Raw genomic sequence first — 12,482 nt, 5'->3', positions numbered from 1 at the left:
CCCGGGAGAAGGGCCGCTCTCACGTGCCGTGCAGGGAGAAGTCGAAGGACTCCCCCACGGTGGTGAGGAGCACCTCGGCGCGGCCCGCGCCGGCCTTGCCCAGCACGAGCTGCCCCTGGGCGGGGAAACGGGGACCCTGGGCCACCACGTACGGCAGGGCAGGCCAGCCGCGCGCGCTGTGCCAGGCGTACAGGTGGGGCACCCACGCCGAGGGCACCGAGTAGGGCAGGGCCACCACGTCGTCGAAGTGGGTGGCAATGCCTTGCATGCCCATGTCTCCCAGCACGACGTAGCCGTCTTGGGCCTGGGCAAAGGGGTAGCCCCCGCTCGCATCCACGCGCTTGCCGTCGACGTGGAGGGACAGCCCGCCGGCGGCGTAGAGGATGTGTCTCCAGGGCCCCGTGCCCTCGCGCACCCAGCCCATGAAGGTGCCGCCCTCGCCCTCGTACCCCTGGGTGCCCACGTTCCACCCCACCACGGAGCTGGGGGCGACGCTCAGGCAGGCGCTGCCGTGCCTCGCGCCCACGGTGGAGCGGGTGGCGCCCGTGGCGCTGAGCGGCGCGAGCTCGCGCGAGGTGTAGAGGTACCCGGCGGCGTCCTCGAAGGTGAGCACGTGCCCCGCGCCCTCCACGAGGCCTCGCACCGCCACCGCCTCCGGCAGGGAAAGCAGCCCCGTGGTGAAGCGGAAGTCCTTCTTCTTCACCCGGCCAGTGTCACGCGGCCAGCCGTTGAAGCTGCGCGCCACCTCGCCGAGCGTCACCGGCTCCCACTCCGAGGCGGTGCACTCCACCGGCACCCCGTTGACTCGCAGAAGGGCCATTACCCGCCCTCCACCGCGTACCGGCCCGGGCCCGCGCGGGTGCCCCGGTTGCGGAAGGAGAGGTTGTTCAAGTGCTGCTCGAGCTTGGCGAGCGCGCGGCCCGTGTCCTCGCCAGAGACGTTGACCGTGCCGATGGCGATCGCCGGGGCGGCCGTCTGCGCGGGCGCGGCCTGGGCGGTGCTCGGTGCCAGGCCAGCCGGCAGCAGGGGCGAGGTGCGCGCGTCCTGGGCCTGGAAGCGCCGCTGGGCCACGCGCCACGCCGCCGGCACGTTGGTGAGGCTCTCCGTCGCCTCCTGCAACGCCTTCGTGTTCTTGATGGTGGCCGCCGTCTCGGCCGCCTTCGCGCGGGCCTGCTCGTAGGTGAGGTTGAGCAACTCCTCCTGGGACTGCTTCAGCGCGTCCCGATCCACCTTCACCGCCTCCAACTCGTCGGCCACCTTGTTGAGTCCGTCGAGGAAGGGCAGGTGCGCGAGCGTTCGGAGCAGCAACTGCACGCCCTCCACCAAGCCATTCCACAGCCAACTGATTCCCCGGACCAGGGCCAGGAGCGCGACGCCGAGCATCTTGAGTCCCTCGAAGAGCATGCGCAGGGCGGTGTCGACGAGCAGCTTGATGGGCATGGCGACGAGCTGCAACGCCCCGGCGAACATTTGCAACAGGGGTTCCAACACCTGGAGGACCTCGCCGATGACATAGAAGACGGGCACCAGGGGCTCGAGGAGTTGCCCGATGAAGCTGAACACCGGGCCCAGGGCGTTGGCGATGATCGGCACCAGGCGCAGCACCGACGCCACCAGGGGTTGGAGTGGCACGAGGAAGGAGCCCAGCGCGTCCGCCACCTGCTGGATGACGGTGTTCACCATCTCGATGATCTGCTGAAACCCCTCGGACTGGGTGAGTAGGTCCAACCCCACGGCCACCGCCGCGCCGACGGGCCCGCCCACCATGGCTCCCTGCCCGGCTGACTGCACGAGGCCCTGGAGATTGCCGGTGCGTGAGGCGAGATTGGACGCCAGCGCCTCCCGGGCGTCCGCCACGGCCTCCGCCAAGCGCCGGGCCTCGTCTCGCGAGGCCCGCCAAGCCTCCACGGCTTGCTCGGCTTCTGCTGCCTGGGCGCGCCGGGCGTCCTCCGCGGCCTCCAGACTGGCTTCCGCCTGCAACTGGGCCATCTCGCTCGCCTCCTGCGCTTCTCTCTCTACCTGGCGCACCGTCTCCTCGATGGCGGCAGCCTCTGCGGCGAGGGCCTTGTTCGCCGCCGCCGCGTCCTCGTAGAGAGCCTCGCGCAGGCTCGCGTCCTGCTTCTTCACCCAGTCTGCATACCGCGCGGCCGCGGCCTCCCGGTCGTCGGGCGCGCTGACGGAGGATGGGTCTCCCACCTTGGGCATGAGGCCCTGGAGCCAGTTCTCGATCTGCTCCTTCATGCCGGCGAGCCCGGTGTCCTGAAAGAGGTCCTTCAACCCCCCGACGCTCTCGCTCAGCCCGTACCCGATGGCCTGCCCCGTCTCCTTGCCGATGCTCTTGAGTACCGCGCCGGCGCTGGCGAGCTTCTGCCGGGCCGCGTCGACCACGGGGGAGACTTGCCCCACGATGGCCTTCACCATGCCGGTGCCGGACAGCTTCTGGACCTGGGCGAGGTTGTCGGCCCAATTCTCCCGTCCAGCCTTCCGGGCGACCTCCTCGGCGAAGGCAGCCACGGCGCGGACCTTGGCGGCGAGCACCTCGAGGAACGCGGACGCCAGCCCCAGGGCGAACTCCATGAAGGCGTCGAAGATGCCGACGAACGTGTCCTTCACCTGCGCGGCCAGCCCCCGGACGGACTCGCCGACACCGGCGAGGACCTCCTTGAGGCCCGCTCCGCCCCGGTTCCAGGCCCGGTAGAGGGAGCCCGCGAGGAGCACCAGGGCCGCGACGGCGGCGGTGATCGCCAGCACCGGGGCACCCACCGCAAGGAGGGTGGGCAGCATCGACTTGAACGCCGACCCGAGCCCGCCCGCTTGCCCCGGCAGCGCCCGGAGGTTGGCGGCGAACGTGCGCAGCGACGCGGTCACCGCAGCGAAGACATCCCCCATGCTCGCCTGCTTCAGGTAGACGAGCTGCCAGCCTAGACGGGTGAGCAGCGGGCCCGCACCCCTGAGTCCAGTGGCGAGGATGCCCAGGCCGCCATTGAGCGTGCGCAGTCCCCGCGCGAGCACCACGGTGCCTTCGAAGAGCGACTTGGTGAAAAGCAGCGCCCGCGATGTGGCGAGGCCGGCCGCTCCGACGATCGCGCTGTACCGGACGAAGGAGACGAGCTGCTGCTTCTGCTCGGCGCCCAGTCCTCGCCAGGTCGCCGTCAGGGTGCGCACGCCCTCGGTGAGCTCGCGCACCAGCGGCAGGAAGACCGCGCCCACCTCGGACGAGAGCTGGAGCATGGACGCCTTGAGGTCGTCCGCCGCCTTCTTCGCCGCCTCGTTGGACTCGGCCGCGCCAGCCACCGCCGCACCGGCCACCGCCGCGACCGAGAGCAGTCCCTCGGAGAAGTCCCCCAGGGCAGCCGCCGCCTTGGACATGGCGCCCTCGATGGCGTCGGCCGCTTCCTCTACGTTTTCGAGCAACTCGTCGATGCCCTTGGTGAACTCATTCAGCGACGCGCTGACCGCCACGAAGACGTCGCCGACCTTCAGTGCTCCGCTCATGCACCCCCAGAAGGGGCGAACGGGCTACTTCAACGCGGCGATCACCTTCTGTCGGTCGGCATCCACACCACCCCAGATGCTGAAGACGACGTGCCCCTTGGGCACCAACGTCTCGCCTCCCGGCATCTCGTCCATGGCCTTGCGCCACGTCTCCGCCGCCTCAGGTGTGTTGAATTGGAAGACGCTGACGTTCGTCGCCCCGGATCTATAGCCATAACATCGAGGAGCGACGATCTGGTCCGTGTTCTCCTTCTTGTCCGTCAGAACCACGCCGCGCGCCTGCGCGAAGGACTCGGCCTCCTCGATGGTGGCGAGTCCCGATTTCGAGCAGGCGGCGACGGACAGGAGCACGGCGACGGTGGCGAGGGTTCGGATCATCCCCCCAGCCTCGCGCACCTGCCTGTCCCCGCCAAGTCACGACGTCGGCGGGGCGGCTGGGCTACCCCTTCATGGTGTACCGGATGATGCGCTGGCGGCCGCCCCCTGGGGCTGACGTTGAACTGGAGGCGGGGACGTTGCTCTCCTGGCGAATGGACTCGCTCTCCAGTTGGGCGTCGGCGGCGAGTTCGTACACGTATGAGAGGGGCTGGCTCCGCATCTCCTCGTACGTCCACCCCGCGAGGCGGGCGACCCGGACCACGAGCCCGTGGAGCGGGTCGCCCGTCAGTTTCCCCGAGCGTTCTCCAGGGCCTTGGCGGGCATGATGGCGGCCATGCAGGCGTCGGCCACCTCGACGAGCCCGGGCCAGGCGTACGCCTCCTCCGGGGTGAAGAGCGAGGTGACGGCGTTCGGCAGGAAGACGCAGGTGGCCACGACGCGCGCGCGGAAGCGCAGGACGTCCTCGACGCGCTTCTCCTCGGCTCCCTCGTCGTCGAGGCGCTGGGCCTTGGCGTCGCGGAGCAACGGCTCCAGGACGGCGTCCGGGGGGCGGCGGATGACGAGTTCGATGGCTCCGCCCTCGGCCTCCACGCTGCGGCGGATGTACTCCCGCCAGGGGGCGTTGAGGAGGCGGCGCTTGATGGTGTCGACGTCGGACATGGGATGCTCCTGTTGGGTGGGTAGAGAGAGGGGGGGGCGTCAGATGGGCTCGAACTCGTTGATGCCGAACTCGATGGAGACGGAGACGAGGGTGCCCGCCTCCAACGTCAGGGGGTAACTACCGATGACGCCCTCGTAGCGCACGCCCTGGGCGCCCGTGGCGGCGTCGGGATCCTCCACGCAGACCACCCAGATGGGCTTGCGCGCGGCGTAGGCCGTCTTGATGGTGGTGAGGATGGGGCTGTCCTTCACCACGTCCAGCTCGAGCGTGCCCTTCATGGTGCGAAAGCCGGGGCTGTACTGCACGAGACCCTTGGTGTTGTTGAGGTACTTCAGCTCCCGCAGCTCCATGGAGTCCGGGATGTCGAACTTCTTGAGCGTCTTGGGCTTGTTGGCGTCCGACAGGGCCTCCGTCTTCGTCGCGAGGACGTGAATGGAGTACAGGTGGGCTTCGATGACTTCGGGGGTGGGCATGGTGTGGCTCCTACTGGGTGAGGCGGGCGATCTCCCGCATGAGCACGTGGCCCACCGCCTTCTTGAGCTGGCGGGAGATGCCCTTGGTGGCGCGGCGCAGGAAGTCGGGTGGGGGCTTGAGCGCGTCGCCCCAGTGGAAACCCTGGTGGATGGCCCCCGCAGCGGGGTGCGCGTAACCACAGGTCCACGTGGAGGACTTACGCTCGGGGTTGAAGAAGGGGCCGTCGAGGAAGGCGGTGTCGGCGAGGTTGAGCGGATCGCCCGGAGCTCCACCGCGGGGGACGAGGAAGAGGGAGATGTCGAGGATGCGCCGGGCCGCGTCGCGCAGCGGATGGTCCAGGGCCCGGAGCACCTGCGGGGCGTCGTCACGCAGCTGGCGCAGGGCGGCGGTGTCCACCGTCACCTTCACCCTGATGCGTCTGTTGCGGCGGGGAGCCATGCCCCGGCAGAAGGGGCGGGTGGTTGGCCCGGGATGTGCTCAGAAGACGTCAGGTTGCGAGCCCCCCCCGTGCACCGAGGGGCGCGACAGGATGCGCCCGGTCCAATAGGCGGGAGGGTGGTCTATGGGCGGGAACGGACGGCCGCAACTGGCCGAGAGGCTCCTGCGGGCGGAGGGTGCTCCAAGAGGCGCAGCGGGGTCGTGATGGAACTGAAGGGTCCCGGATGCGCTACCTGGCTGCTCGGGTGGAGCACGCGGAGGCCGAGTGGGATGCAGTGTGTGGCATGCTAGGCGCGGCGGAGACACATCCTCGCTGCGCCAGCCCCGACGCACAATTCGCTCCTGTGCCTCATGGCAGGTAGGCTTGATGCATGAGCAAGCGAGTTTGGATTCTTGGTGCTGGGTTCAGTAGACCACTGGGTGGTCCATTGCTTAACGAGCTGATGCGTTCGGAAGTGCTGAATCATCTCGAAGCATGCTACCCCAAAGCGCAGTTCCCCAAGTTGGATGCACTCATTTACGACCTTGTTCTGCGTCTCTATAGCTATGGCTCAAGAAGCGCAGACAATCAGGCACGAAATCGCTGGAATGACGTTGGGGAGTTTATTTGGGGAGACGCGGAGCAGTTCCTTGACTACATGGACACTGCGGCCGCCGGCGGAGCAGGCTCTCCTGCCTACCATCGGCTTGTGCGCATCTTCAAGTCCTGGAATTGTGCGCCCGATGTAATCCCAGAACCCCTAGAGCTTTCCCGCGCCGCCAAGCGAATTGTGGCGGCCTACTGCTCCGCCTTTCTTGTCGGGGCCGATCCATCCACTGAGCGGTGGAGTCCGTTTGTGGATTGGGCTTCGCGTCTGACAAATGACGATACGATCATCACATTTAATTACGATTGCGTGATCGAGAAGCTCAATGCCGTCACCAACAAAATTCACGTAGTGCGACTGGGTGAGTCGGCGATGCACTCGCTATCCTATCACCAGCGTGCACGCCTGCTGAAGTTGCATGGCAGCGTGAATTGGCAGGTAAAGGGCTTGCCGGACGATTCCAGGGAACTGCCGACCGGTGAAGAGACGGTCGAGGTGCATCATCAGCCGGATTTCGATTTTGCCCTCAAGTGCAAGGATAGTGAGTTGGCGATCGCCAGTCCTGGCCCCCTCAAAAAGCGGATCTCCGACGGCTGGCTGCGGCAACTCTGGGTGGCTGGCGAGGAAGCAATCAGGAGTGCGGATTCCATTGTGTTTATTGGCTTTCGCTTCCCTCCCTCGGACAGCCACGCGCGCGAGCGCTTGTTGACGGCTATTCGAGGGAACGAGAAGGCGTATCTCGCCGTACACACTGTTCTTGGAGTTAATTCTCCGGATGCGCAGCGTCTCCAGAGTTTGCTTCGTTTCGCATTGTCTGACCGCCATCCTATTGCTGATGGGTCCCCGCCACAGAATGCTGGTGGTCTCAGGTTCACGCTCGTTGACCACCCTCTCTATGGTGAGGACTTCTTGTCTGTGTGTCCTGCGAAATGGATTGATGAGCCATGGAGAATGTTTTCCTCGCATTGGCCGCAGAGGCGATGAAATGCGACGTTATGCATGAGAGTGGTACAGAACGCCCACCGTGAGTGACCACCGGGGCCGCCCCTCCTCGTCCTCGCCGAGGTACGTGGGCCCACCGTCCTCGACGTCCACGCTCACGTAGCCCTCGGGGTGGGCGTCGTACAGCGCCTCCCAGGCCGCTCGGGCCCGGGCGCTCCCCTCGGAGTAGCCGTCCGGGCCGCGCGCGGCGCGCACCAGCACCGTCACCGTACAGCGGTGGAGCGCCGTCCTCGCGCCCGCGAGGTACTTCTCCGGCTTCTCCCCGCCGGAGAACCGGCACGCGATGAAGGCGTCCGGGGCGCCGGGCGGGTAGGGCCCCGCGTAGAGCGTGGGCAGTCCGTCCGCGAGGCTGCCCAGGCCCGCTGCCTCGAGCAGGCGCGCCACGTCGAGCTCCACGTCCTTGAGGCGGCTCACACCACCACCTCGCTGTGGTCGAAGGCGCCCGTCTCCAGGTCCTTCCGCTCGTAGGAGTTGAGGGCCCGGCGGCTCGCCGTGTAGTCGGCCGGGTTGGCCCCGGGCAGCCACAGCAGGTCCCGCGGGCCGAGCCGCGCGGTGGTGAAGAGCGTCCCCTCGCACACCACCTGCTTGCCCTCGGCCGACTTCACCAGCCGCGCACCGGGCTCCCACCGGCAGGGGTGGGGTTCGGGCTCGCTGAACTCCTCGCGCCGGCCGTTGTCCACCATGCGCACGAAGCGGCGCAGGTGGAGGGTTTCCTTGAGGTCCTCGGCGATGAGACTCATGCATGCCTCCGTCCGGGCTTCTGGTGGGGTGCGGCGAGCTGCTGGGCCAGTAGGGGCACCGCGCTCGCGTCCGTGCGCCAGGTGACGGAGGCCGTGCCGGTGGCGCGGGAGACGACATTCAAGTCCCGCCCGGCCACCCGGTGGAGTGCGGTGAGGGTGAGCAGCGCCGCCTCCTCGAGCTCCGCCGGCAGCTCGCTCGCGAGGGTGCTGCTCGGGTCCGCCTCGAGCGCCAGGGCCACCTGCCCGGGCGTGCGCCAGCCCGCATCGAAGGTGACGACAATTTCCCCGGTGTCCCAGGCGCGCAGCGGGGTGGGGACGATGCCCCGCGTGGCGCTGCCGGTGAAGGGCCAGGTGCCGCGCCGGTGCACGAGGCGCCCCGCGCGGGGGCAGTCAATGGCCACGTCCCCCGCGGGCAACTCGGCGCCGCGCACGCGCACCGAGCGCAACTGGCGCACCGCGCCTGCGCGCAGCCACACGTACGCGCCGCCCTGGCCCACCACCGTCTCCTCCACGCCCTCGCGGAAGGCGGCCGGGTAGCCGAGGAAGTGGGCCACGGCGCGGGAGGCGGCGAGCACCAGGCCGGGCAGCTCGGTGCTCGTGGAGGGCACCTTCAGGCGATCGGCTGCCCGGGCCAGGGTGGTGAAGTCTTCGGCGAAAGGCATGGAGGCACCTCGAAATGGAAAGCCGGGGAGGCCGCCCGGGGTGGGCCACCTCCCCGGCGGGTAACTGGCGGGCGCTGGGGTTACCGCGGGGCGGGCAGCGTCTCGTAGCCGCCGAGCACCACGTGGGCGGCCACCGTCTGCTTGGGGGAGGAGCCCCCGGTGAAGCCCACCACCACCTTGACGCGGGCCTGGGTGTGTCCGGCGGGCACGCGCCCCAGGGAGAAGTCGGCGCGGCCGCTCTTCTCGTCCCCGGTGAGGGTGACGGAGGCGCCCGCGTACTCCGTCCAGGTGGGGGACTCGCCGCCCGCGCTCGTCTCCAGGGTGAAGACGTGGCTCTGGGCGGTGGGGCCGCTCGTGGCGGTGCCCGTCATGGCGGTGAGGACGGCGCTGCGCGCGCCGTCCAGGGAGAAGGCGTCTCCGTCCGTGTACGTGTTGGCGGCGAGCGTGGCCGGCGAGTAGCCCTTGGGGCCGCTCGCATCCGCGAGGGTGCCCACCATGGAAAGGTACGCGCCAATGTCATTGAGGGAAGGGTGCAATGCCATACGAAGTCCTGGGGTGAGAGGTGAAGGGAGGACGCACCGGGCCCGTGCGGCACCCGGCGCGCACGGGCGTCACTGGAAGGTGAGCTCCTCGATGACGGCGAAGGTGTTGTTGTAGCGCAGCTTCACGTCCACGTAGGTGATGCCCTTGAAGGTGGCCAGGTCCTGGGAGAACTTCGGCTCGCTCATCTCGACGATGATGCCGTTCTCGGGCGCCTCTCCGCCGCCAAATGCCATGCCGAAGGTGGCGGTATCCCAGAGGCCGAAGATGATGAAGTCCTTCCCGCCCTTGCCCTTGCCGCTGGTGCTGTCGGTGACATGGAAGGGGTAGCCGTTGAGCATCCCCTGATCCAACTGCTGCCGGAAGACCCAGCCGGCGTTGTCGCGCAGGCTCTTGAGCGCCATCAGCGTCTTGCTTGTCATCACCCAGCCCGGCTTGGCGCCCTGGAAGGTGTGCTTGCTCTCGCGCACCAGTCGCTCGGCCTTGTCCAGGGCGGTGATGATCGAGGCGAGGTTGGCGCTGGTGATGGGCACCGTGAGCGAGAACTTGTTGCCCGCCACGATCTGCCGCACCAGCCCGAGGGGGCGCGGGCCCGTGCCGTCACCCACGAGGCATTCGAGGTCCGCCTTGAGGCCGATGGCGGCGAGCAAGTCGTCGGTGAAGGTGGCCTCGCTGCCGAGGAAGCTGGGATCGCGCAGCATGTCCTTCGTCGGCTCGATGAGCCCCATGCACTTCTTCGGCGCGAGGATGACCATGCCCGTGTCGATGTTGCTCGGCGTGGGCGACTGGCCCGGTTCGACGAACTCGGCCGTGGCGCCCGAGTTGAGCTTGCCCAGGTTCTTCTTCGAGCCGTGCACCGCCTCGACGCGCACGCCCGCTGCCTGGAGCACCATGACGTCGCGGAGCATGCCGATGATGTCGGTGCTCCACTCCTCGGACATGAGCGCGCCGCCAGTGGTGACCACGGCCCCGTTGGGCCCCTCCGCCTTGGCGGCGAAGCGCGAGCCCAGCTCCGTCGCCGCCTTGGCGGCCGCGTCGGCGAGCGTCTGATTGACGTGCCCTCCGGCCGCAGCCGCCTGGAGATAGCTGGCCTTCGCCGACAGCCCGAAGAACTGCTTGAGCGTCTTGCGCCGCTCGCCCGGGGTGGCTCCCGCCGATGGGGCGGGGGCCGGGGCGGGAGCCGCGGGCCGCGCGGCGAGCTCGTCCGCGACGCCCTTGGAGATCAGCGCGTTGAGTTCCTTCTGCTTGGCCTTGAGCTGCTTGGCCACCTGCTCGTCGATGTACTTCTGCTGCTCGGGGGTGAGCTTCATGGTGAGACCTCGGGAGAGAGGGGAGGGGTAATGGGTGCTGGCTCAGCCGCACACGAAGGGCGAGCGGAAGCGCTTCAGGGACTTCGCCTCGGTGGGCGCCTCGGCGGGAGGCGCGGGCGGCTCGTCATCTCCCTTGCCCGCCTCCTCCTCGGTGTCGGTGGGGTCCTCGGCCGGTTCCTCGGCCTTGGCGGCCAGGGCCTGGGTGAGCTTGCCGAGGGCCTCCACGAGAGGACTCAACTTCTCGTCCAGGAGCGCGCCCAGGTCCTGCCCTTCGGCGTCCTTGCCCGCCTCCTCGGGAGGTGGGGTGGGGGCGTCGTTCTTCTTCGTCTGTCCTTGGTTCTTCACGCGGCAGGCCTCGGGGTTGGCGGGGATGTTTGTGATTGAGACTTCGAGCAGTTCGCACTCCTCGTAGTCGAGCCCGCCCTCGGCGTTCGGCTCGTACTTGGAGAAGCGGAAGAAGATGGAGCAGGTGCGCAGGGTGCGCGCCTCCACCTTGGCGCCCACCTCCTTGGACAAGTCGCCAATGCCGTCGAAGGCAGGCTCCATGAACCACTCCTCTCCCTCCTGGAAGACGCGAGCGGTGCCAATGGCGGGAACGCCGTGCTCGTGATTCCAGAGCAGGACGGGGTTGGCGTTGTAGGCCTCGGTCCTCAAGGCTCCGGCGCGCACCCGGTCGTTGTGCCGATCGAGCACCTCGGAGGTGATGCGGAACACCGGCTTGCCGCTGGCGTCGCCCTCGGACTTGCGCACCAGGTGGCCGAGCGACTTGAGCACGCCGTCAGTGGGCGGGGTGGGGGGCAGCTTCATGCCGGAGGAGAAGGGGTGTCAGCCCTTGGCGGGCCCGCGCGGGGGCGGCTCGTTGTGCGGCTCCTTGGGCCCGTCCTGCACGGGCTGGGCGCCGGGCAGGGGCTGGAAGCGCATGCCGTTGAGCTTCGGGTCCGGGGCCTGGCCCGCGAGTTCGCGGGCCTCATTCATGAAGACGTGGGGCCCGTAGGCGCTCGTCATCGCCTTGAGGCGCCGCTCCCAGGAGTGAGGGCGCGGGTCGTCGTAATCGAGCACGGCGTCGCGGTCGACGAGCGGCACGAGGTGCAGCTGGTACTCGGTGCGCAGGAACTCCAGCCGGGGGAGGGTGGCGTACTCCGCCAGCGTGTACTTCGCCTCCTCGCTCGTGCTGCGGTTGGCGCTGGTGAGGTCTCCCACCAGCTCCGGGGGCACGTTGTACACCTGGCGCACGTAGTCGCGCAGGGACTTCTCAGCCTCCACGAGCTGGAGCGCGCGGAAGTCCTGCTGCACCTGGGAGAGCGTCGTCTTGCCATTCACGAACCAGACGAGCCCGGCCGAGTCCGGGCCGCTGAAGCGCTCCTCGTACTTGGCGCGCAGGTCCTCGACTTCGTCCTCGCCGTCGCCCGCAGTGCCGCCATCCACGCCGACGATGGCTGCCGGCAGGCCGCCCCGCTCGAAGGTGGACTTGAGCGTCTGTTGAATGGCCTCGGACGCGTCGAGCTCGTCCCCCAGCGCGAGGCCCCGGCCAACGCCACGCGCGTGCAGGTTGTCCGGGTCCAGGTGGCGCAGCCACACCATCTCCGAGCGGGGCACCATGCCGGAGAAGTTGTTGTAGACGACGAGGTAGCCCGCGCCCGTCTGGGTGGGCGTCTGGAGGACGCACGCGGGGGGCACCACCTCGTAGCCCACCACCGAGCCAAACGTGGAGCGGCGCAGCCACAGGAAGGACTCCCCGGGCAAGTCGAGGTGGAGCTGCTGCACCTTGCGCAGGGAGCGGCCGGTGAAGTCGGGGTGGGGGTGCTCGAGCAGGGTGAGCAGCTCGTGGGTGTCGAGCTCCACCAGGTCCCCGCGGGCGAGTCCCTTGGCCTGCACCTGGTGGCGCTCGAGCGCGCCCGTCCGGGTGCGCGCCTCCGTACTGAGTCTCTTGCACGTGGCGAGCAGCGCCTTGCCCTTGGGTGTGGTGGCCTTGAGCACCCGCCACCGGGGCGTGGCCACGGACTCCGCCACCGTGTCCGCCACCGCGCGCAGCCAGCCGTTGGTGCGGTAGGCCGAGCACACCGCGCGAGAGCCGCGCCGCGGGGTGAAGGGGTTGATGGGGATGCCGTGGACGAGCGGACGTCCGCTGCCCGGCAGGAGAAAGCCCGCCAGGGCCGCTTTGAAACGGGTGCCGAAAGAGGGGCGCGCCATGCCCG

Annotated in this window: 14 protein-coding genes; 1 reads left to right on the top strand and 13 read right to left on the bottom strand. The window is 68.8% G+C overall.

The genetic code is table 11. The features are described 5' to 3' along the window. Window positions 1-19: 19 nt before the first annotated feature. The 6 genes from D187_RS13740 to D187_RS13710 all read right to left on the bottom strand — a co-directional run bounded on the left by D187_RS13740 (window position 20) and on the right by D187_RS13710 (window position 5,416). Window positions 20-820: a hypothetical protein gene (locus tag D187_RS13740; RefSeq protein WP_002631206.1), complete on the bottom strand. Its 801-nt coding sequence runs from the start codon at window positions 818-820 to the stop codon at window positions 20-22. Then, window positions 820-3,495 carry a hypothetical protein gene (locus D187_RS13735; protein WP_002631207.1) on the bottom strand — a complete coding sequence of 892 codons (2,676 nt, stop codon included), beginning with the start codon at window positions 3,493-3,495 and terminating at the stop codon, window positions 820-822. Before D187_RS13735 ends, D187_RS13740 begins: the two co-directional genes overlap by 1 nt. 24 nt (window positions 3,496-3,519) lie before the next feature. Further along, window positions 3,520-3,873: a hypothetical protein gene (locus D187_RS13730; RefSeq protein ID WP_043429643.1), complete on the bottom strand. Its 354-nt coding sequence runs from the start codon at window positions 3,871-3,873 to the stop codon at window positions 3,520-3,522. Window positions 3,874-4,158: 285 nt separating this feature from the next. Further along, complete coding sequence (locus D187_RS13720) at window positions 4,159-4,533, bottom strand: hypothetical protein (RefSeq protein ID WP_002631210.1); 375 nt, start codon at window positions 4,531-4,533, stop codon at window positions 4,159-4,161. A gap of 39 nt (window positions 4,534-4,572) precedes the next feature. Continuing rightward, window positions 4,573-5,007, bottom strand: a complete 435-nt coding sequence (locus D187_RS13715) for a hypothetical protein (RefSeq protein WP_002631211.1) — start codon at window positions 5,005-5,007, stop codon at window positions 4,573-4,575. A 10-nt stretch (window positions 5,008-5,017) separates the two neighbouring features. After that, window positions 5,018-5,416 carry a hypothetical protein gene (locus D187_RS13710; protein ID WP_002631212.1) on the bottom strand — a complete coding sequence of 133 codons (399 nt, stop codon included), beginning with the start codon at window positions 5,414-5,416 and terminating at the stop codon, window positions 5,018-5,020. Between the two features lie 401 nt (window positions 5,417-5,817). On the opposite strand from D187_RS13710, the gene D187_RS53825 reads away from it, so the two are divergent. Continuing rightward, window positions 5,818-7,017, top strand: a complete 1,200-nt coding sequence (locus tag D187_RS53825) for an SIR2 family protein (protein WP_081713684.1) — start codon at window positions 5,818-5,820, stop codon at window positions 7,015-7,017. Between the two features lie 9 nt (window positions 7,018-7,026). Here D187_RS53825 and D187_RS13705 read toward each other — a convergent pair whose 3' ends face one another. The 7 genes from D187_RS13705 to D187_RS13675 all read right to left on the bottom strand — a co-directional run bounded on the left by D187_RS13705 (window position 7,027) and on the right by D187_RS13675 (window position 12,477). Then, the gene (locus D187_RS13705) at window positions 7,027-7,449 is read right to left on the bottom strand and encodes a hypothetical protein (protein WP_002631213.1); all 423 of its coding nucleotides are present in this window, start codon (window positions 7,447-7,449) and stop codon (window positions 7,027-7,029) included. Next, window positions 7,446-7,775 carry a hypothetical protein gene (locus D187_RS13700; RefSeq protein WP_002631214.1) on the bottom strand — a complete coding sequence of 110 codons (330 nt, stop codon included), beginning with the start codon at window positions 7,773-7,775 and terminating at the stop codon, window positions 7,446-7,448. Before D187_RS13700 ends, D187_RS13705 begins: the two co-directional genes overlap by 4 nt. Next, window positions 7,772-8,437: a hypothetical protein gene (locus D187_RS13695; protein ID WP_002631215.1), complete on the bottom strand. Its 666-nt coding sequence runs from the start codon at window positions 8,435-8,437 to the stop codon at window positions 7,772-7,774. Before D187_RS13695 ends, D187_RS13700 begins: the two co-directional genes overlap by 4 nt. Window positions 8,438-8,517: 80 nt before the next feature. Next, a complete protein-coding gene (locus D187_RS13690; RefSeq protein WP_002631216.1) occupies window positions 8,518-8,979 on the bottom strand; it encodes a hypothetical protein in 462 nt (153 codons plus the stop codon). 69 nt (window positions 8,980-9,048) lie between these two features. After that, window positions 9,049-10,287, bottom strand: coding sequence for a phage major capsid protein (locus D187_RS13685; RefSeq protein WP_020918020.1), 1,239 nt, complete (start codon window positions 10,285-10,287; stop codon window positions 9,049-9,051). A gap of 42 nt (window positions 10,288-10,329) precedes the next feature. After that, complete coding sequence (locus D187_RS13680; RefSeq protein WP_020918019.1) at window positions 10,330-11,094, bottom strand: HK97 family phage prohead protease; 765 nt, start codon at window positions 11,092-11,094, stop codon at window positions 10,330-10,332. An 18-nt stretch (window positions 11,095-11,112) separates the two neighbouring features. Further along, a complete protein-coding gene (locus D187_RS13675; RefSeq protein ID WP_020918018.1) occupies window positions 11,113-12,477 on the bottom strand; it encodes a phage portal protein in 1,365 nt (454 codons plus the stop codon). Window positions 12,478-12,482: the final 5 nt, after the last annotated feature.

Source organism: Cystobacter fuscus DSM 2262, from assembly GCF_000335475.2.
GTDB lineage: Bacteria > Myxococcota > Myxococcia > Myxococcales > Myxococcaceae > Cystobacter > Cystobacter fuscus.
Note: the sequence above shows the minus strand (reverse complement) of the source record. Positions and strands in the feature narration are given on the sequence as shown.

Bases quoted from the DNA above. Each gene is read 5' to 3' on its own strand.
- D187_RS13675 (WP_020918018.1), bottom strand. From the start codon at position 12,477: ATGGCGCGCCCCTCTTTCGGCACCCGTTTCAAAGCGGCCCTGGCGGGC.
- D187_RS13700 (WP_002631214.1), bottom strand. From the start codon at position 7,775: ATGAGTCTCATCGCCGAGGACCTCAAGGAAACCCTCCACCTGCGCCGC.
- D187_RS13715 (WP_002631211.1), bottom strand. From the start codon at position 5,007: ATGCCCACCCCCGAAGTCATCGAAGCCCACCTGTACTCCATTCACGTC.
- D187_RS13680 (WP_020918019.1), bottom strand. From the start codon at position 11,094: ATGAAGCTGCCCCCCACCCCGCCCACTGACGGCGTGCTCAAGTCGCTC.
- D187_RS13690 (WP_002631216.1), bottom strand. From the start codon at position 8,979: ATGGCATTGCACCCTTCCCTCAATGACATTGGCGCGTACCTTTCCATG.
- D187_RS13695 (WP_002631215.1), bottom strand. From the start codon at position 8,437: ATGCCTTTCGCCGAAGACTTCACCACCCTGGCCCGGGCAGCCGATCGC.
- D187_RS13720 (WP_002631210.1), bottom strand. From the start codon at position 4,533: ATGTCCGACGTCGACACCATCAAGCGCCGCCTCCTCAACGCCCCCTGG.
- D187_RS13730 (WP_043429643.1), bottom strand. From the start codon at position 3,873: ATGATCCGAACCCTCGCCACCGTCGCCGTGCTCCTGTCCGTCGCCGCC.
- D187_RS13740 (WP_002631206.1), bottom strand. From the start codon at position 820: ATGGCCCTTCTGCGAGTCAACGGGGTGCCGGTGGAGTGCACCGCCTCG.
- D187_RS13685 (WP_020918020.1), bottom strand. From the start codon at position 10,287: ATGAAGCTCACCCCCGAGCAGCAGAAGTACATCGACGAGCAGGTGGCC.
- D187_RS13735 (WP_002631207.1), bottom strand. From the start codon at position 3,495: ATGAGCGGAGCACTGAAGGTCGGCGACGTCTTCGTGGCGGTCAGCGCG.
- D187_RS53825 (WP_081713684.1), top strand. From the start codon at position 5,818: ATGAGCAAGCGAGTTTGGATTCTTGGTGCTGGGTTCAGTAGACCACTG.